The 17,108-nt window shown below is 60.7% G+C and carries 16 protein-coding genes and 1 pseudogene; 10 read left to right on the top strand and 7 right to left on the bottom strand.

Annotated elements, in window-relative coordinates:
- Positions 1-190 precede the first annotated feature (190 nt).
- From ICA16_RS02255 to ICA16_RS02225, 7 genes are read left to right on the top strand one after another with little or no spacing between them, the layout of a single operon-like run.
- Entirely contained in the window at positions 191-868 is a 678-nt protein-coding gene (locus ICA16_RS02255; RefSeq protein ID WP_210699824.1) for a thermostable hemolysin, read from the top strand.
- A complete protein-coding gene (locus ICA16_RS02250) occupies positions 858-2,339 on the top strand; it encodes an AMP-binding protein (RefSeq protein WP_210699823.1) in 1,482 nt (493 codons plus the stop codon). Before ICA16_RS02255 ends, ICA16_RS02250 begins: the two co-directional genes overlap by 11 nt.
- Positions 2,336-3,010, top strand: coding sequence for an iron-containing redox enzyme family protein (locus ICA16_RS02245; RefSeq protein ID WP_150602836.1), 675 nt, complete (start codon positions 2,336-2,338; stop codon positions 3,008-3,010). Before ICA16_RS02250 ends, ICA16_RS02245 begins: the two co-directional genes overlap by 4 nt.
- Positions 2,997-3,806, top strand: a complete 810-nt coding sequence (locus tag ICA16_RS02240; protein WP_210699822.1) for an SDR family oxidoreductase — start codon at positions 2,997-2,999, stop codon at positions 3,804-3,806. The genes ICA16_RS02245 and ICA16_RS02240 overlap by 14 nt, the downstream gene beginning before the upstream one ends.
- On the top strand, positions 3,803-4,447 hold the full coding sequence (locus ICA16_RS02235) for a tetratricopeptide repeat protein (RefSeq protein ID WP_150602838.1): 645 nt from the start codon (positions 3,803-3,805) through the stop codon (positions 4,445-4,447). The genes ICA16_RS02240 and ICA16_RS02235 overlap by 4 nt, the downstream gene beginning before the upstream one ends.
- Positions 4,448-4,457: 10 nt before the next feature.
- On the top strand, positions 4,458-5,120 hold the full coding sequence (locus tag ICA16_RS02230; protein ID WP_150602839.1) for a response regulator: 663 nt from the start codon (positions 4,458-4,460) through the stop codon (positions 5,118-5,120).
- Positions 5,117-6,487: an ATP-binding protein gene (locus tag ICA16_RS02225; RefSeq protein WP_150615321.1), complete on the top strand. Its 1,371-nt coding sequence runs from the start codon at positions 5,117-5,119 to the stop codon at positions 6,485-6,487. Before ICA16_RS02230 ends, ICA16_RS02225 begins: the two co-directional genes overlap by 4 nt.
- 31 nt (positions 6,488-6,518) lie before the next feature.
- On the opposite strand, the gene ICA16_RS02220 is transcribed toward ICA16_RS02225, so the two are convergent.
- The 6 genes from ICA16_RS02220 to ICA16_RS02195 form a co-directional block, all read right to left on the bottom strand.
- Positions 6,519-7,097: a LysE family translocator gene (locus tag ICA16_RS02220; RefSeq protein WP_210699821.1), complete on the bottom strand. Its 579-nt coding sequence runs from the start codon at positions 7,095-7,097 to the stop codon at positions 6,519-6,521.
- Positions 7,098-7,164: 67 nt separating this feature from the next.
- Positions 7,165-8,004 carry an AraC family transcriptional regulator gene (locus ICA16_RS02215; protein WP_210552985.1) on the bottom strand — a complete coding sequence of 280 codons (840 nt, stop codon included), beginning with the start codon at positions 8,002-8,004 and terminating at the stop codon, positions 7,165-7,167.
- 89 nt (positions 8,005-8,093) lie between these two features.
- Positions 8,094-8,792 (bottom strand): arsenical resistance protein ArsH, encoded by a 699-nt coding sequence (arsH, locus tag ICA16_RS02210; protein ID WP_210699820.1) that lies wholly within the window; start codon positions 8,790-8,792, stop codon positions 8,094-8,096.
- A 12-nt stretch (positions 8,793-8,804) separates the two neighbouring features.
- On the bottom strand, positions 8,805-9,275 hold the full coding sequence (locus ICA16_RS02205; protein WP_210699819.1) for an arsenate reductase ArsC: 471 nt from the start codon (positions 9,273-9,275) through the stop codon (positions 8,805-8,807).
- Positions 9,276-9,301: 26 nt separating this feature from the next.
- Complete coding sequence (locus ICA16_RS02200) at positions 9,302-9,649, bottom strand: metalloregulator ArsR/SmtB family transcription factor (RefSeq protein ID WP_210699818.1); 348 nt, start codon at positions 9,647-9,649, stop codon at positions 9,302-9,304.
- Positions 9,650-9,801: 152 nt separating this feature from the next.
- The gene (locus ICA16_RS02195; protein ID WP_210699817.1) at positions 9,802-10,689 is read right to left on the bottom strand and encodes a LysR family transcriptional regulator; all 888 of its coding nucleotides are present in this window, start codon (positions 10,687-10,689) and stop codon (positions 9,802-9,804) included.
- Positions 10,690-10,822: 133 nt separating this feature from the next.
- On the opposite strand from ICA16_RS02195, the gene ICA16_RS02190 reads away from it, so the two are divergent.
- The gene (locus ICA16_RS02190) at positions 10,823-12,469 is read left to right on the top strand and encodes a GMC family oxidoreductase (RefSeq protein WP_210699816.1); all 1,647 of its coding nucleotides are present in this window, start codon (positions 10,823-10,825) and stop codon (positions 12,467-12,469) included.
- Between the two features lie 174 nt (positions 12,470-12,643).
- Positions 12,644-14,266 (top strand): MFS transporter, encoded by a 1,623-nt coding sequence (locus ICA16_RS02185; RefSeq protein WP_150615314.1) that lies wholly within the window; start codon positions 12,644-12,646, stop codon positions 14,264-14,266.
- Between the two features lie 204 nt (positions 14,267-14,470).
- On the opposite strand, the pseudogene ICA16_RS02180 reads toward ICA16_RS02185, so the two are convergent.
- Positions 14,471-14,736, bottom strand: a pseudogene (locus ICA16_RS02180) (DUF427 domain-containing protein).
- 327 nt (positions 14,737-15,063) lie between these two features.
- Here ICA16_RS02180 and ICA16_RS02175 point away from each other — a divergent pair.
- Positions 15,064-16,995, top strand: a complete 1,932-nt coding sequence (locus ICA16_RS02175; RefSeq protein WP_210699815.1) for a DNA topoisomerase III — start codon at positions 15,064-15,066, stop codon at positions 16,993-16,995.
- The last annotated feature ends 113 nt before the right edge of the window (positions 16,996-17,108 follow it).

The raw sequence follows: 17,108 nt of genomic DNA, 5'->3' as shown, positions 1-17,108 counted from the left end.
GTCGTGGATGACGGTCGATGGGGTCGACGGTCACGTTCCTTTGGCCGGGCGAACCGACGGTGTCACCCTGCCCGGCCAGTCTTAAGACAGTCTGAAGATCGGCCCGTGGATTAACCTTTTTTCACCTTCAGACTTCGTTAAGAAATGGCTCGGATACTTCGCTCAAATCTTTGAGGGAGGCGTTCTGCCCATGCCCGATTTCGACTGGAACATCCCCCTGCCCCTGCACTTCGGCCAAACCGAAGCGCCGCAGATGATGCTGACGAATACTTTGCCCGACGACGCACAACGAACAGCGTTCGAAGCGTTCATTCAGCAACGCTTTCGCAAGGCCCACGGCGCCGACATCCGCCACTTCATGCCCGAGCTGTTCGGCGTGCACAACGCCGCAGGTGAGCTGTGCGCGGTGGCCGGTGTACGTCGTGCCCATTTGGAGCCGCTGTTTCTTGAGCGCTATCTGGATGAGCCGATCGAACCACTGATCAGCGCGGCGGCGGATCGCCCGGTGACGCGCAACGGCATTGTCGAAGTCGGCAACCTAGCCGCCAGCGACACCGGCAGTGCGCGCCTGAGCATCATCGCCATCACCTATTTACTGGCCATGGGCGGTCTGGAGTGGGTGACGTTCACCGGCAATATCGGGTTGGTCAACAGCTTCCATCGTCTCGGCCTGAATCCAGTGACATTGTGCGCCGCAGACCCGGAGCGACTGGGTGACGAGCGTCAACATTGGGGCAGTTATTACGAAAGCAAACCTTGGGTTCACGTCGGCAACATCCGCGCCGGGTTTATCCATTTGCGCAATATCGGACTGTTTAACCGGCTGGGATTGCCGACTTCGATTGAAGGAGCTTTCCATGTCGCTTGAACTGCAACGTTTTCAGGAAACCCTGCGCAGCCATGCCGGGCGCAACGACAACGCGGTCGCGCTGTGGGGCGATACGCTGAAAATCGATTACACGACCCTGTACGCCGAGGTGCTGTATCGCCAGGAGCGTTTGCGCGATGAACATGTGCGAGTGGTCGCACTGGTGCTGGATAACGGCGTCGACGCGATGCTCTGGGATTTGGCGGTGCTGTTCGAAGGCCTGACCTGTGTGACGCTGCCGCCGTTTTTCAGCCCGGCGCAACGCGCCCATTGTCTGGAGCTGAGTCAGGCTGAACGGGTGATTGTCGAGCCAGAGCTGGAGGCCGAGTTGCTCGGCGCCGGTTATGTGAAGAACGGCGAGTTCTGGTGCCGCACATTCAGTGGACCGAACCGCATGCCCGCCGGCACCGCAAAACTGACCTTCACTTCCGGCACCACCGGCACGCCGAAAGGCGTGTGTTTGAGTGCCGAGAGTTTTTTGCGTGTGGCCCGTGAGCTGGATCAGGCCAGTGAACCGACTGATCCACAACATCATCTGGCCCTGCTGCCGCTGGCGATTCTGCTGGAAAACCTCGGTTGTTATGCGGCGCTGTATGCCGGTGCGATGTTGAGCCTGCCGAGCCAGAAAACCCTCGGCATTCAGGGCGCCAGCGGCGTCGATGTGCCGCGTCTGCTGGGCTATCTGGCCAGCCGTGCACCGGAGAGTCTGATTCTGGTGCCGCAACTGTTGCTGATGCTGGTCAGCGCCGCCGAACAAAAAGCCTTCAATCCACAAAAACTGCGTTTTGCCGCCGTCGGCGGCGCGCGGGTTTCCGAGGATCTGCTGCACCGTGCGCAACGTGTCGGCCTGCCGGTTTACGAAGGTTATGGCTTGTCCGAATGTGCGTCGGTTGTGTGCCTCAATCGCCCCGGTGCCCGGCGCCCAGGCAGCGTCGGCAGGCCCCTGCCGCATGTCGAAGTGCGGCTGGCCGAAGACGGCGAAGTGCTGATCAAGGGTTCGCCGCTGCTGGGTTACCTGGGGGATGCGCCGTACGCCGAAGAATGGTGGCCGAGCGGCGATCTGGGTGAGTTCGACCCGGAAGGTTTCCTCTTTCTCAAGGGTCGCAAGAAGCATCAGTTCGTCACCAGTTTCGGGCGCAACGTCAACCCGGAATGGGTCGAGTCGGAGCTGACCCAGCGCCGCCACATCGCCCAGGCCTTCGTCTACGGCGAAGCGATGCCGCACAACCACGCCCTGCTCTGGCCGCATCGCGCCGATTGCAGCGACGCCGATCTGGCCGCGGCCGTCGCCGAAGCCAACGAAGCTTTGCCCGATTACGCCCAGGTACACCGCTGGACGCGTCTATCCCAACCCTTCACCGCCGCCAATGGCTTGCTCACCGCCAATGGCCGCCCGCGCCGCGAAGCCATCGTCGCGCAATACCACGCCCAATTGACCGAATCCGTTATCTGCGAGGCATCCGCATCATGAGTTTTTTCGACACCCTGCAAGAAGCCACACAACGGGAACGCCACGAGCTGTTCAACCTGCCGATCATCGTTGATGCGCTGCAAGGCAAGGTCAGCCTTGAGAGCTATCGGGAATTTCTCGCCCAGGCCTATTACCACGTGCGCCACACGGTGCCGTTGATGATGGCTTGCGGCGCGCGTTTGCCGACACGCCTGGAGTGGTTGCGCAAAGCGGTGTGCGAGTACATCGAGGATGAATACGGCCATGAACAGTGGGTGCTCAACGACATTGCCGCCTGTGGCGGTGATCGTGATGCGGTGCGTGATGGTCAGCCGTCGCTGTCGATCGAGTTGATGGTCAGCTTCCTGTACGACCTGATCGCCCGGGGCAATCCGGTGGGGCTGTTCGGCATGGTCAATGTGCTTGAGGGCACCAGCATTGCCCTGGCCACCCACGCGGCGGGCAGCATTCGCGAGCGTCTGGGGTTGCCGGAAACGGCGTTCAGCTACCTCAGTTCTCACGGTTCGCTGGACATCGAGCACATGCAGACCTACCGCCGACTGATGAACCAGCTCGAGGACCCGCAAGACCAGGCCGCCGTGATCCACGCCTCGAAAGTCGTGTATCGCCTGTACACCGATATGTTCCGTGGCTTGCCGCGTGAAGTGCAGGCTCAACATGCAGCTGCATGAAGCGCGTGTTGTCCTGACCGGCGCCAGTGGCGGTATCGGCATGGCCATCGCCAGTGCCTTGTGCGCCGCCGGTGCGCGGGTACTGGCCGTGGCCCGGCATCAGGAAGCGCTGCTGCCGTTGCTTGAGCGTTATCCGCAAAATCTGTATTGGATCGGCGCCGACCTGACCTTCCTCAGCGACCGGCACAAAGTGCTGGTCGCCGCCGAAGCCATCGGCGGCATCAACCTGCTAATCAACGCGGCAGGGGTCAACCACTTCGCCATGCTCGAACAGCTCGATGACAGCGACATCAACGCCATGCTGGCGGTGAATGTCAGTGCGCCGATTTGCCTGACGAAACTGCTGTTACCGCTGCTCAAGCAGGCGGACAGCGCCATGGTGGTCAATGTTGGCTCCACTTATGGCTCGATCGGCTATGCCGGTTATGCCAGTTACTGCGCGAGCAAGTTTGCCTTGCGCGGTTTCTCCGAAGCGCTGCGCCGGGAGCTGGCTGACACGCGGGTCAGCGTTCTTTACGTCGCGCCGCGTGCCACCCGCACGTCGATGAACAGCACGGCCGCGCAAGCCTTGAACGATGCACTCAAGGCCAACGTCGATGATCCGCAAACCGTGGCGTCGGCGGTGATACACGCAATCGCCGGCGATCGCCGCGATTTGTATCTGGGCTGGCCGGAGCGGTTCTTCGTACGCCTGAACAATTTACTGCCGCATCTGGTGGATCGTGGCCTGCGCAAGCAGTTGCCGCTGATCCGACGCTTCAGCGAAAAAACCGACAACGAGACCCTCAAACCATGAAAAAAGCCTTCGCCTGCCTGCTGCTCGGTGCCCTCAGCCAATCTGTCTGGGCGCTGGACGCCGCCGATCAACAACGCCTTGCCGGGATTCAGCAGAGCTGGGCGCATATCCAATATGAAGTCGCGGAAAAACAGCGCGCCGCCGCCTTCGAACAGCTATCAACCGAGGCGACTGCCTTTACCACGCAACGCCCCGCCGTGGCCGAAGCGTGGATCTGGAAGGGCATCGTCACCAGCAGTTGGGCCGGTGCCGAGGGTGGGCTCGGCGCCTTGGGCAAAGCCAAGGACGCCAAGGCTGACCTGGAAAAATCCCTGACCCTGGATCCCAAAGCCTTGAATGGCTCGGCCTACACCAGCCTCGCCGCGCTGTACGACCGAGTGCCGGGCTGGCCGATCGGTTTTGGTGACAGCGACAAGGCCGAGCAATTGCTCAAGCAGGCGTTGCAACTGAACCCCAACGGCATCGACAGCCTGTACTTCTGGGGTGATCACCTCTACCGTGAAAAACGCTACGCTGAAGCCAAGGCAGCGCTGCAAAAAGCCCTGCAAGCCGCTCCGCGCCCAGGCCGGGAAAGCGCCGACGCCGGGCGCCGCAAAGAGATCGCCGCCCTGCTGGTGGACGTCAACAAGAAACTCGACTGAAGGAATGCGCGTGCGTTTATTACTGATTGAGGATGACGTCGCGCTCGGTGAAGGCATCCATCAGGCGCTGGGGCGTGAGGGTTACACCGTCGACTGGCTCAAGGACGGCGCCAGCGCATTGCATGCACTGCTCAGTGAAACCTTCGACCTGGCGGTACTCGATCTTGGTCTGCCGCGCATGGACGGCATCGAAGTGCTGCGCCGTTTGCGCGACAGCGGTTCGAATCTGCCGGTGCTGATTCTCACGGCCCGCGATGCCACCGAAGACCGCATCGCCGGGCTCGATGCCGGGGCCGACGATTATCTGGTCAAACCGTTCGATCTGGCAGAACTCAAGGCGCGTTTGCGCGCTCTGTTGCGGCGCAGTGCCGGGCGCGCTCAGGCGCTGATCGAACACGCTGGCATCAGCCTCAACCCCGGCACCCAGCAGGTCAGCTATCAGGGTCAACCAGTGGCGCTGACACCCAAGGAATATCAGTTGCTGCACGAATTGCTCTCGCCGCCGGGTCGGGTGATGACCCGCGATCAGCTGATCCAGTTGCTCTACGGCTGGAATGAGGAAGCGGAAAGTAACACTCTGGAAGTGCATATCCATCACCTGCGCAAGAAATTCTCCACCGACCTGATCCGCACCATCCGTGGTGTGGGTTATCTGGTGGAGGAGCGCCGATGACTTCAATCCGACGCCGCACGCTGACGCTGATCATCGGCCTGTTGCTAACCGGCCTGGCGGTGCTCAGCACATTCAACGTGCATGACAGTAACCACGAAATCGCTGAAGTCTACGATGCTCAACTGGCGCAGAACGCGCGTCTGTTGCAAGGCGTGATGCGCATGCCGATGGCGAGTACCGAGCACGCGCAATTGTATCAAGCGTTCAATCAGGCCTTGGGCGAAGCCAAGCCACGGGTTGATGGTCATCCTTACGAAAGCAAGATCGCCTTTCAGGTATGGAACCCCAAAGGCGAAGTGCTGGTACACACCGCCAGCGCGCCCTCCTTCACCGCACCGCCGACCCGACCGGGCTTCAGCGACGTGGTGGATTTGAAAGGCCGGCAATGGCGGGCGTTCATGCTGGAAGACAAGCAGAACGGCCTGCGCATCTGGGTTGGCGAGCGCGATGATGTGCGCGCCGATCTGGTCGACCGCATCGTCCGGCACACCCTGTGGCCGAACGTGCTCGGCAGCCTGATTCTGGCGGCGATGATCTGGCTCGCCATCGGTTGGGGCCTTAAGCCTCTGGCGAACATGGCCGCCACCCTGCGCGCCCGCCACAGTGGTTCGCTGGAGCCATTGCAACTCACGCCGCTACCCAGCGAACTGGAACCGATGCAGGCAGCCCTTAATCGCATGCTCGCGCAGATTCAGGAAGTGCTCGGCCGCGAACGCCGCTTCATCGCTGACGCCGCCCACGAAATGCGCACCCCGCTGGCGGTGCTGCGCGTGCACGCGCAAAACCTGCTGGAGGCCGGCACCGAGCAGGAGCGCCGTGAATCCCTGGAATTTCTGATCTCCGGCGTCGACCGCACCAGCCGTCTGGTCAACCAGTTGCTGACCATGGCACGCCTCGAACCGAAATCCGACCCGCCGCCGCTGCAACGCATCGACCTCAGCGAAACCGTGCGCAACAGCCTGGTGCAACTGACACCGTGGCTGCTGAGCAAACAGCTGGAACTGACCTTCGAGGACAGCGCCGAACCGTTCCACGTCATGGCCAGCGCCACTGCCATCGATATTGCCCTGAACAACCTGATCACCAACGCCGCCAACTTCTCACCGGAACACGGCGTGATCACCGTCACGCTGACTGAGGACAACGGCTTCTGCCATTTGCGTGTCGAAGATCAAGGGCCAGGCATTGATGAGGAGGATCGAGAGCGGTTGTTCGAACGTTTCTACAGCCGTGGCAATCCTCAGGGTGCGGGATTGGGGCTGACCATCGTCAACACCATCGCAACGCGTTTGGGTGGACGGATTACGTTGGTCAATCGAGCTGAGGGCGGCCTGCGCGCGACGTTGTCGGTACCACATGGACAATGATCGGCCAGGCCCGGCCCGCTTATCCTGAGCGTCAGCTGTGCAGGACCGCGGTGGCCGATGAGACCACCAGCAACACGGCCAAAATCCGGTTCAACCACCGCAACTGCGCCGGATTACTAAGCCATCGCGCAGCGCCCCGCCCCAGCAACGCCCAGATCGCGAGGCACGGCAACGACACCAGAAAGAACACCAGACACAGCGCATTCAGCCCTTGCCCTTGAGCGGTGAACACACTGATCACGGCAATCGCCATGAACCACGATTTTGGGTTGACCCATTGCAACAACGCCGCGCCAATCAGGCCCATCTCGGCTTTTTCTTCCCCAGCAGCGGCGCCGATGTCGGTGACCGGCGCACTGAAAATCTGCCACGCCAGCCACAGCATCCAGCACAACCCGAGGCCGCTGATGATCGGGCGTACGCCGGGCAGCATCAGCGTGCTGGCGCCGGCGCCGGCGACCCATACGAGTGAAGCGGCGCCAATACCGGCGCCGAGGATGATCGGCAGGCACGGTCGCCAGCCACGTCGGGCGCTGGTGCTGAGGACGATCAGATTGGTCGGGCCCGGGGTGATGGAGGCGACGAAGGCGAAGAGGATGAACGCAAGCATGGCACGGCCCTTTAGGAAGTCAGGGCCTACTTTGGCAATTGGCTGAGCGGCAGTCTTGAACGTTTGTTCAGCGGCGGATGATGCCTGTGGCGCGCTGTTGATAGGCGCCGGGGGTGATGCCGTAGGCGCGCACGAACCAGCGGCCGAGGTGGCTTTGGTCAGAGAAGCCAAGTCTGCTGGCGACGTCCACCGGTTGCACGCCGGCGGCGAGCATCTGGCGGCCACGGCTGAGGCGCAGCTGAATCAGCCAGGCGTGCGGTGCCAAACCATAAGCGGCCTTGAACGCCCGGGTCAGGCGGAAGCGGTCGGTGCCGCAGACTTGCGCGAGGGTGTGCAGGCTGATGTCTTGTTCGTGATAGGCCATGAGGTAATCCCGGGCCTGTCTGGCGATCAGCGGTGCCCGGTTGGCGGCGGATACCTGCGGGCGCTTGTACAAATGCGAAGCCAGGCGTTCGAGCAACGTGTCCAGCGCCACGTCACGGACCATTTGCACGTCTTGTTGATGCAGCGCGTTGAACGCAAACAACGTTGCCCGAGCCAGTTCCGGGTCGTCATTCAATACGCTGCCAATGCCCGGCAAACCGCTGCCGTAACTGCCCAGGTGCAAACCGTCCAGCGCCTGTTCCAGCCACGAAGGTTGCAGGTACAGCATGCGATAGGTGAAACCCTCAGGACTCGGCGCATCGCCGTCATGGATGTCGCCCGGTTCGAGCATGAAGACCTTGCCCGGCGTGCTGTCATGCCGAGCTCTGCGGCTGTTGAAGCGCTGTACGCCTTGCTCGGTGAAGCCGATCAGGTAGGTTTCGTGCCAGTGCGGATCGTACGCGTGCGCGTGCCCGGCAAAATGCGCGTGCAGGGTTTCGATGCCGGTGTCGCGGTCGTGGCTGAGGTTGATCCAGTTGCTCATGGCTTGCATACAGTGATGGGCTGCACGCAGTAATCCACAATCGGCTGCGTGCGGCTAGAAGGTTTGTGCAACGTTCGTCGGGTTGCCCCTCAAATCGAACGCTGGTTGACCCGCGCCATCAGTTGCTCGGCGCTTTCCTTGCGCTCCGAATAGCGATCAACCAGAAAGTCCTGGCGGTCACGCAGCAGCACGGTGAACTTCACCAACTCTTCCATCACATCGACGACACGGTCATAGAACGGCGACGGTTTCATCCGCCCCGCTTCGTCGAATTCCATCCAGGCCTTGGGCACCGAGGATTGGTTGGGGATGGTGAACATGCGCATCCAGCGACCCAGCACGCGCAATTGATTGACGACGTTGAACGACTGCGAACCGCCGCACACCTGCATCACTGCTAGGGTTTTGCCCTGAGTCGGGCGAACCGCGCCAAGCTCCAGCGGCACCCAGTCGATCTGCGCCTTGAACACCGCCGACATCGCGCCGTGGCGTTCCGGCGAGCACCAGACCTGGCCTTCCGACCACAGCACCAGTTCGCGCAGTTCCTGCACTTTCGGATGGTCGACCGGGACGTCGTCAGGCAGTGGCAAACCGGACGGATTGAAGATGCGCGTCTCGGCGCCGAAATGTTCCAGCAGGCGCGCGGCCTCCTCTACCAGCAAGCGGCTGAACGAGCGCTCGCGGGTCGATCCGTAGAGCAACAGAATGCGTGGTTTGTGTTCGCCCGAGGCTGAGGTTGGCAAGCCGTCGAACAGGGTTGAATCAAGATTGGGCAAGTGGTCGGACATTGTCAGTCCTCCTTAAAGCGTACCGATTCGGTCGAGTTCGAGTTTGAGTTCGTCGCGGCTGAGGCGGTTGAAAGGCAATGCCAGGAAGGCTTTGCAGCGTTGCTCGATGCGCGCCAGGGTGGCGTGGAAAGCAACGTCGATCGCCGCTTCGTCGCCCGTTGCTTCAGACGGATCTTCCAGCCCCCAATGGGCCTTCAATGCCGGCCCGAAATACACCGGGCAGCTTTCGCCAGCGGCTTTGTCGCAGACCGTGATGACGATGTCCGGCGGATTGCTTTCGAACGCATCGTTACCCTTGCTGTACAAGCCGTCGATGGCAATGCCGGCCTGCTGCAAGGTCGAAAGGCTGCGCGGCAACACCTGGCCTTTGGGGAAACTCCCGGAACTCAGCGCTTCGAAACCCGACGGCGCCAGGTGGTTGAACATTGCTTCGGAGAGGATGCTGCGGCAACTGTTGGCCGTGCACATGAACAGGATTCGCATGGGTTGCTCCAGCAGATATAAATGATTTAGCAGCACGCCGCTTCGCGGACAGGACGTCCATCCATCTTGTGCAGACGCGAGGCGTTGTCTTTGAGCCAATCGGCATTGGCTTTGCACGTCACTTGCAGGATTTCGCGAACCCAATCCGGCAGGTCCGGATTGAGGCGGTAATAGACCCATTGGCCTTGGCGGCGATCGAGCAGCAGACCGTTGCTGCGCAGTTGCGCCAGGTGACGGCTGATCTTTGGCTGGCTGTCGTCGAGGGCGCACATCAGCTCGCAGACACACAACTCACCCTGATCGGCAATCAACAGGGTGGCGCGGACGCGTGTCTCATCGGCCAGGCTTTTGAAGACTTCGGTGGGGGTGATCATGGGACCGGACTCGTACATATGGAAAACCGAATATACGGATATCCATATATCAGTCAACCCCTGATGTGAGTCATAGGATCAAAAGATCGCAGCCTTCGGCAGCTCCTACAGAGATCGGGGTAGGAGCTGCCGAAGGCTGCGATCTTTTGATCTTAAAGGTTCAGCAACAACCCCTGCTCCGCCTCACACAACCCCACCACATAATCCCAAACCACCCGCAACCGCACCGACTTGTGCAACTCGCGCCGCGTGCTGATCCAGTAACTGCGCTCGATGCTCTCATCCGGCAGCAATGGCACCAGATCCGGGTCGGACGCCGCCATATAACAAGGCAATACCGCAATGCCCAACCCCGAACGCGCCGCTTCCTGCTGAGCGATGACGCTGGTGCTATGGAACACAACCCGAGGGCTGCGGCAGAAGCTGTTGAGGAACATCAGCTCCTGACTGAACAGCAGATCATCGACGTAGCCAATCCACGCATGTCGCCCGAGGTCTTCGCGGCTGAGCAATGGCGGCGCGTTATCGAGGTACTTCTGGCTGGCGTAGAGCGCAAGTCGATAGTCGGTGAGTTTGCGAGTGACCAGCATGTCCGCCGCCGGGCGCTCCAGATGAATGCTGATTTCCGCCTCGCGATTGAGGATGCTGACGAAGCGCGGCACCGCGACCAGTTCCACTTCCAGGCCCGGGTAACGCTCGAACAGACCGATCATGCGACTGGCGAGAAACTTGACGCCGAGACCTTCGGTGACACCGACGCGAATCTTGCCCAGCGGTGCGGTGGATTGGGTGATTTCTTCCTGAGCCAGCAGCGCGACGTTTTCCATGGCTTCGGCGTGCTTGAGCAGCGCCTCCCCGGCCGGGGTCATTTCGTAGCCTTGGGCGTGCTGAACGAACAGCGCAGTGCCAAGGCTTTTTTCGATGGCCTCGATGTGACGGGCGACCGTAGCGTGGGTGGTGTTCAGACGGCGGGCCGCAGTGAGCAAGCGTCCGCTGCGTTGCAACTCGAGAAAAAACCGCAGGTCGTTCCAGTCGAACATGGCGTGTCCTTGTCAGCGAGGGTCAATCAAGGCTGTTCGAAAACGCACAGCGGCTGCGCAAAAACTAACATTCTTTTAACGAAAGCTAACAACTAGAGTGTTCGACAATAAAAACAAAAAGCGAGGTCAGGGAATGCAGACTTCCCTCGATGAATACGATTACATCGTGGTCGGCGCTGGCCCCGCCGGGTGTTTGCTGGCCAATCGGCTGTCGGCTGATCCACAGCAGCGCGTGTTGCTGCTCGAAGCTGGCGGACGCGACAACTATGCGTGGATTCATATCCCCGTCGGTTACCTGTTTTGCATTGGCAACCCGCGCACCGATTGGTGCTTCAAGACTGAAGTGCAACCCGGCCTGCAAGGTCGCAGCCTGAGCTATCCGCGCGGCAAAGTGCTTGGCGGCTGTTCTTCCATCAACGGCATGATCTACATGCGCGGCCAGGCCAACGACTACGACGGCTGGGCGGCGGAAGGCAATCCGGGCTGGGCCTGGAACGACATGCTGCCGCTATTCAAAAAGAGCGAAAACCACTTTGCCGGCAGCGCTGAATTTCATGGCGCCAAGGGTGAATGGCGGGTCGAACAACAGCGTTTGTCGTGGCCGATTCTGGATGCCTTTCGCAGCGCCGCTGAACAAAGTGGGATTGCCTCTGTTGAGGATTTCAATCAGGGCGACAACGAGGGTTGCGGTTACTTTCAGGTCAATCAGAAGGCCGGCGTGCGCTGGAACGCGGCCAAAGCCTTTCTCAAACCGATACGTGACCGGGCGAATCTGACGGTGCTGACCGGGGTTGAGGTCGATCGTGTTTTGCTCAAGGACGGTCGCGCCTCTTCTGTCAGTGCGCGTCATGAAGGCCTGGTCAAACAGTTCAAGGCGCGCAAAGAGATTGTGCTGTGCGCCGGCTCCGTAGGCTCGCCAAGCATTCTGCAGCGCTCCGGGATTGGCCCGCGACCGCTGCTGGAACGCCTCGGCATTGGCGTGATTCATGATTTGCCGGGGGTTGGCGGCAATTTGCAGGATCACCTGCAACTGCGCCTGATCTACAAACTGGAAAACGCCCGCACCCTCAACCAGATCGCCGGCAGTGTGTGGGGCAAGATGGGCATGGGCCTGCGTTATCTGTATGACCGCAGCGGGCCGTTGTCGATGGCGCCGAGTCAGTTGGGCGCGTTTGCCCGCTCGGGGCCGGAGCAGACGTCGGCAAACCTTGAATACCACGTGCAGCCGCTGTCGCTGGAGCGTTTTGGCGAGCCGTTGCACAATTTCCCGGCCTTCACCGCGTCGGTCTGTGATTTGCGTCCGCAGAGTCGTGGCCGCATCGAAATTCGCTCGGCGGATCCGCAAGAGGCGCCGCTGATTCAACCCAATTATCTGAGCCACCCCGAAGACCTGCGCGTGGCCGCCGACGCCATCCGCCTGACCCGACGTATCGTCAGCGCTCCGGCCCTGCAAGCGTTCAAACCAGTCGAGTATTTGCCGGGCGACAGCCTGCAAAGCGAAGAGCAACTGCACGAAGCGGCGGCGCGGATCGGCACGACGATTTTCCATCCGGTCGGCACCTGCCGCATGGGCGATGACGGCGATGCGGTGGTCGATGCGCAGTTGCGCGTACACGGCGTGCCCGGTTTGCGCATTGCCGACGCCTCGATCATGCCAAGGATCATCTCGGGCAACACCTGTTCGCCTACGCTGATGATTGCCGAGAAGGCCGCGCAGCTGATCCTCAACCCGGAAAAAAGGAGCCAAACCCAAAAACCCGAACTCACCGAAACCCTGTAGGAGCTGCCGCAGGCTGCGATCTTGTGACCTTGCTTTTGATTGTAAAAAACAAAATCAAAAGATCGCAGCCTGCGGCAGCTCCTACAGGGAACCGCGTTAATTCAAGGCATCGCGCAGCACCCGGACACGCAACACCAGTGGAACAACAAAAACAATCACTGTGAGGGAACCGATATGTCAGAACACGCTCAGCCGCTGGACGCCGCGTACAACGCGGACACCAGCCCGGATACACGCAAAGTCATCTTCGCTTCATCACTGGGGACGGTGTTCGAGTGGTATGACTTCTTCCTCTACGGCGCCCTCGCGGCGGTGATCAGCAAACAGTTTTTCGCCGGGGTCAACGACACCACGGCGTTCATCTTTGCGCTGATGGCGTTTGCCGCCGGATTCATCGTGCGGCCGTTCGGGGCGCTGGTGTTCGGTCGGTTGGGGGACATGATCGGGCGCAAATACACCTTCCTCGCGACGATCATTCTGATGGGCGTAGCAACATTTTGCGTCGGTCTGTTGCCGACCTACGCCAGCATCGGCATCGCCGCGCCGATCATTCTGGTGGTGCTGCGCATGCTTCAGGGCCTGGCGCTCGGTGGCGAGTACGGCGGCGCCGCAACCTACGTCGCAGAACACGCGCCGATGGGTAAACGCGGGTTCCACACCAGCTGGATTCAATCCACCGCGACCCTCGGCCTGCTGCTGTCGCTGCTGGTGGTGCTCGGTTGCCGCTACTTCACGGGCGACCAGTTTGAAGTGTGGGGCTGGCGGATTCCGTTCCTGCTGTCGATTGTGCTGCTGGGCATTTCCACCTGGATTCGCCTGAGCCTGCACGAGTCGCCGGCCTATCTGAAGATGAAAGAGGAAGGCAAAACCTCGAAAGCGCCGATCCGCGAATCCTTCGGCAAATGGGAAAACCTCAAAGTCGTGCTGATCGCCCTGTTCAGCATCAACGCCGGGCAAGCCGTGACCTTCTACGCAGCGCAATTCTACGTGCTGTTCTTCCTCACCCAGTTTCTGAAAATGGACCCGGCGCTGGCCAACACCTTGCTGATTATCAGCGTGGTGATCGGCGCGCCGTTCTTCATTTTCTTCGGCTGGCTGTCGGACAAGGTCGGGCGCAAACCGGTGCTGATGCTCGGCCTGCTGCTGGCGACGGTGCTGTACTTCCCGATTTTCAAATCCCTCGCGCATTACGCCAACCCGGCGATCGATCAGGCCAGCCGTCAGGCGCCAATCACGGTGCTGGCCGACCCTGCAACCTGCACCTTCCAGTTCGATCCGGTGGGCAAGGCGAAATTTGACAGCCCGTGCGACAAGGTCAAAACCTTCCTGGTCAAACAAGGCCTGCCCTACTCAAGCGCCGCCGCACCGGCCGGCAGCGCCGTACAGGTCAGTGTTGGCGACGTGAAACTCGACGGCTTCGATGAATCGGCCTTACGCGGCGCAATCACCCTCGCCGGCTATCCGCAACAGGCCGATGCGCAGCAGACCAACAAACCGATGATCGTCGCCCTGATCGTGGCGCTGATCATCATCTCCGCCATGTGCTACGGCCCGCTCGCGGCGCTGATGGTCGAACTGTTCCCGACCCGCATCCGCTACACCTCGATGTCGCTGCCGTACCACATTGGCAACGGCTGGTTCGGCGGATTTCTGCCAACGGTGTCGTTTGCTTTGGTGGTGTACACCGGGGATATTTTTTATGGGCTGTGGTACCCGGTGTTGATTACCGGGGTGAGCCTGGTGGTGGGGATGATCTTTCTGCGCGAGACGAAGAATATCGATCTGGACAAGAACTGAAAGTTGCCTCTCGCCACAGATGACCCTGTGGTGAGGGGCCCTGTGGCGAGGGGACTTATCCCCGATGGGTCGCGGAGCGGCCCCCTTAAAAAGGGCCTGCTGCGCAGTCCATCGGGGATAAATCCCCTCACCACAGAATCCCCTCACCACACAATCACCTCACCACAGAATTCACCCCCCCACTTGAACCTCCTCAGCGAGAGGTCAGGCATCTGCCTTGATCACCTCAAACTTCACCTGATCCGGATAAAACGCCACATAGTTTTTGATCTGATCGACCGATATTTTCGGTTTCTCGTAAGTCCACACCGCATTCGCCCCCCATGCCCCGGCACCTGCAGGCTGAAGTAATTGGCGTCGCCCTTGTACGGGCAGTAACTGGTGTGGTCGGTGCGGGCGAAATACTTTTCGTCGATGTCTTCGCGAGGGACGTAGTAAACCGGCGGGTAGTTGGCCTCGTTGAGGATCATCGCGTGGGAGGATGCGGCAACCTGGATGCCATGGAATTTCACCAGCAGGCAACCTGTAAGTTGTTCGAGGGTGATGACGGGGCTGGGGCCGGAGGTTTTCATGGGGCTCTCCTGATACGGCGAACAGACCGGTTCAGGTATAGCGCATGTGTCAGGTTCAGGTGGACTTCACGGCCGAACGGCAATCTTGAACGCTAACCGCGTCCCGACGATGCCAGTCACTTCCCGCAACCCTTTTATCTGTATATCCATACAGATAAAAGTTGCCCATGGGCGTAAGTGCGGCCATTCTGTGCACCTCTTCGGACATTGATCGACGTGGTGGTTATGCGGCTGTACCTCTGTGAAAAACCTTCTCAGGCCAAAGACATTGCGGCCGTACTCGGTGCCAGGCGCCGGGGCGACGGCTGCTGGCTGGGAACAGACGTCACGGTGACCTGGTGCATCGGCCATTTGCTGGAAACCGCTCCGCCGGACGCCTACGACGCACGCTACAAGCGCTGGGTACTGGCAGATCTGCCGATCATTCCGGACAAATGGAAAATGACCGTCAAGCCGCGTACGGCCAGTCAGTACAAAGCAGTCAAACGCCTGCTCGGCGAGGCCAGCGAACTGATCATCGCCACCGACGCCGATCGTGAGGGCGAGATGATTGCCCGGGAACTGGTCGAGCATTGCCGCTATCGCGGGCCGATCCGCCGCTTGTGGCTGTCGGCACTGGACGAGGCGTCGATCCGCAAGGCCTTGGCCGCGCTGAAGCCAGGTGCAGAGACGTTCAGCCTGTATCACTCAGCACTGGGTCGCTCCCGGGCCGATTGGTTGATCGGCATGAACATGAGCCGCCTATTCACCCTGCTCGGCCGACAGTCGGGTTATCAAGGTGTGTTGCCGGTCGGTCGAGTACAGACGCCGACGTTGCGCCTGGTGGTGGATCGTGATCGCAGCATCGCCGACTTCGTGCCGGTGCCGTTTTGGGCGATCGACGTGCAACTGCTGCACAACGGCACGCCGTTTACCGCGCAATGGCGTGCGCCGCCGGACGTCTGTGATGATCAGGATCGTTGTTTGAATCAGGCACTCGCGCAACAAGCCGCCGCCGCGATCGGCAGCGCCGCCACTGCTCGGGTCGTCAAGCTGCGCACCGAGCGCATGCGTGAAGTGGCGCCCCTGCCCTTCGACCTCGGTACGTTGCAGGAAGTCTGCTCGAAGAAACTCGGCCTCGGTGCGCAGGAAACCCTCGACATCGCTCAGGCACTCTACGAGACCTACAAAGTCGTCACCTATCCGCGCAGCGATTGCGGTTTTCTGCCGCTGAGCCAGCACGGTGAGGCACCGGGGATTCTCGCGGCACTGCGTCAGGCCGACCCGAGTCTCGAAGCGCTGCAAGGTTTTCTAGAGCCGCAACGTCGCTCCCGGGCGTGGAACGACAGCAAGGTCACCGCGCACCACGGCATCATCCCCACCGCTGCGGCAAAGAACCTTGAACGCCTGACGGGCAAGCACCGCGCGGTCTACACACTGATCCGCGCGCGGTATCTGGCGCAATTTCTACCCAACCATGAATACGACCGCACCCAGGCTGATTTCGATTGCGCCGGTGAAGCGTTGCGTGCGGTCGGTAAACAGATCATCGAACCGGGCTGGAAGCGCGCATTGCCCGAGGCACTGGCACCGAGCAAGGGCCGTGAAGCGCCGGCACCGCAAACCTTGCCGACGCTGAGCCAAGGTATCGACTGCGCCGTCGCTGATGTGAAACTCAAGGATTTGTGGACGCAGCCACCCAAGCCCTACACCGAAGGCGATCTGATCAAGGCGATGAAGAACGTTGCCAAACTGGTGGAAGATCCGCTGCTCAAACAGAAGCTCAAGGACACCACCGGCATCGGCACCGAAGCCACCCGTGCGTCGATCATTCAGGGTTTGCTTGATCGCGGTTATCTGGTGAAAAACGGCAAGGCACTTGCGGCAACACCGGCGGCGTTCAGCCTGATCGACGCCGTACCCCGAGCGATTGCCGACCCCGGCACCACGGCGATCTGGGAGCAGGCGCTGGACATGGTGCAGAGCGGTGAGATGAGCCTGGAAGAATTCGTCACCAAGCAAGCGGCGTGGATGAGCAAGCAGGTGACTCGCTGTTCTGCTCTGAGCCTGACCATCAGTGGCCCGCCCCCTGCCGGAAAGGCTGCTACGCCGTGGAAGAAAAAACGCAAATCAACGCGCAGCAAGACTACCGGCACAACCAAACGCACGGCCAAATAACAACGTTTCTTATGGTGAGGGGATCCTGTGGCGAGGGGATTTATCCCCGATGGGCTGCGCAGCGGCCCCTCTCTTGATTCAAATAAAGGCCTGCTGCGCAGGCCGTCGGGGAT

The organism is Pseudomonas anatoliensis (assembly GCF_017976235.1).
Lineage (GTDB): Bacteria > Pseudomonadota > Gammaproteobacteria > Pseudomonadales > Pseudomonadaceae > Aquipseudomonas > Aquipseudomonas anatoliensis.
This window is presented reverse-complemented; position numbering and strand designations above follow the sequence as displayed.

Coding starts and splice junctions, on each gene's coding strand:
- ICA16_RS02245 (WP_150602836.1), top strand. CDS start 2,336: ATGAGTTTTTTCGACACCCTGCAAGAAGCCACACAACGGGAACGCCAC.
- ICA16_RS02255 (WP_210699824.1), top strand. CDS start 191: ATGCCCGATTTCGACTGGAACATCCCCCTGCCCCTGCACTTCGGCCAA.
- ICA16_RS02225 (WP_150615321.1), top strand. CDS start 5,117: ATGACTTCAATCCGACGCCGCACGCTGACGCTGATCATCGGCCTGTTG.
- ICA16_RS02240 (WP_210699822.1), top strand. CDS start 2,997: ATGCAGCTGCATGAAGCGCGTGTTGTCCTGACCGGCGCCAGTGGCGGT.
- ICA16_RS02175 (WP_210699815.1), top strand. CDS start 15,064: ATGCGGCTGTACCTCTGTGAAAAACCTTCTCAGGCCAAAGACATTGCG.
- ICA16_RS02200 (WP_210699818.1), bottom strand. CDS start 9,649: ATGATCACCCCCACCGAAGTCTTCAAAAGCCTGGCCGATGAGACACGC.
- ICA16_RS02195 (WP_210699817.1), bottom strand. CDS start 10,689: ATGTTCGACTGGAACGACCTGCGGTTTTTTCTCGAGTTGCAACGCAGC.
- ICA16_RS02235 (WP_150602838.1), top strand. CDS start 3,803: ATGAAAAAAGCCTTCGCCTGCCTGCTGCTCGGTGCCCTCAGCCAATCT.
- ICA16_RS02215 (WP_210552985.1), bottom strand. CDS start 8,004: ATGAGCAACTGGATCAACCTCAGCCACGACCGCGACACCGGCATCGAA.
- ICA16_RS02250 (WP_210699823.1), top strand. CDS start 858: ATGTCGCTTGAACTGCAACGTTTTCAGGAAACCCTGCGCAGCCATGCC.
- arsH (WP_210699820.1), bottom strand. CDS start 8,792: ATGTCCGACCACTTGCCCAATCTTGATTCAACCCTGTTCGACGGCTTG.
- ICA16_RS02185 (WP_150615314.1), top strand. CDS start 12,644: ATGTCAGAACACGCTCAGCCGCTGGACGCCGCGTACAACGCGGACACC.
- ICA16_RS02205 (WP_210699819.1), bottom strand. CDS start 9,275: ATGCGAATCCTGTTCATGTGCACGGCCAACAGTTGCCGCAGCATCCTC.
- ICA16_RS02190 (WP_210699816.1), top strand. CDS start 10,823: ATGCAGACTTCCCTCGATGAATACGATTACATCGTGGTCGGCGCTGGC.
- ICA16_RS02220 (WP_210699821.1), bottom strand. CDS start 7,097: ATGCTTGCGTTCATCCTCTTCGCCTTCGTCGCCTCCATCACCCCGGGC.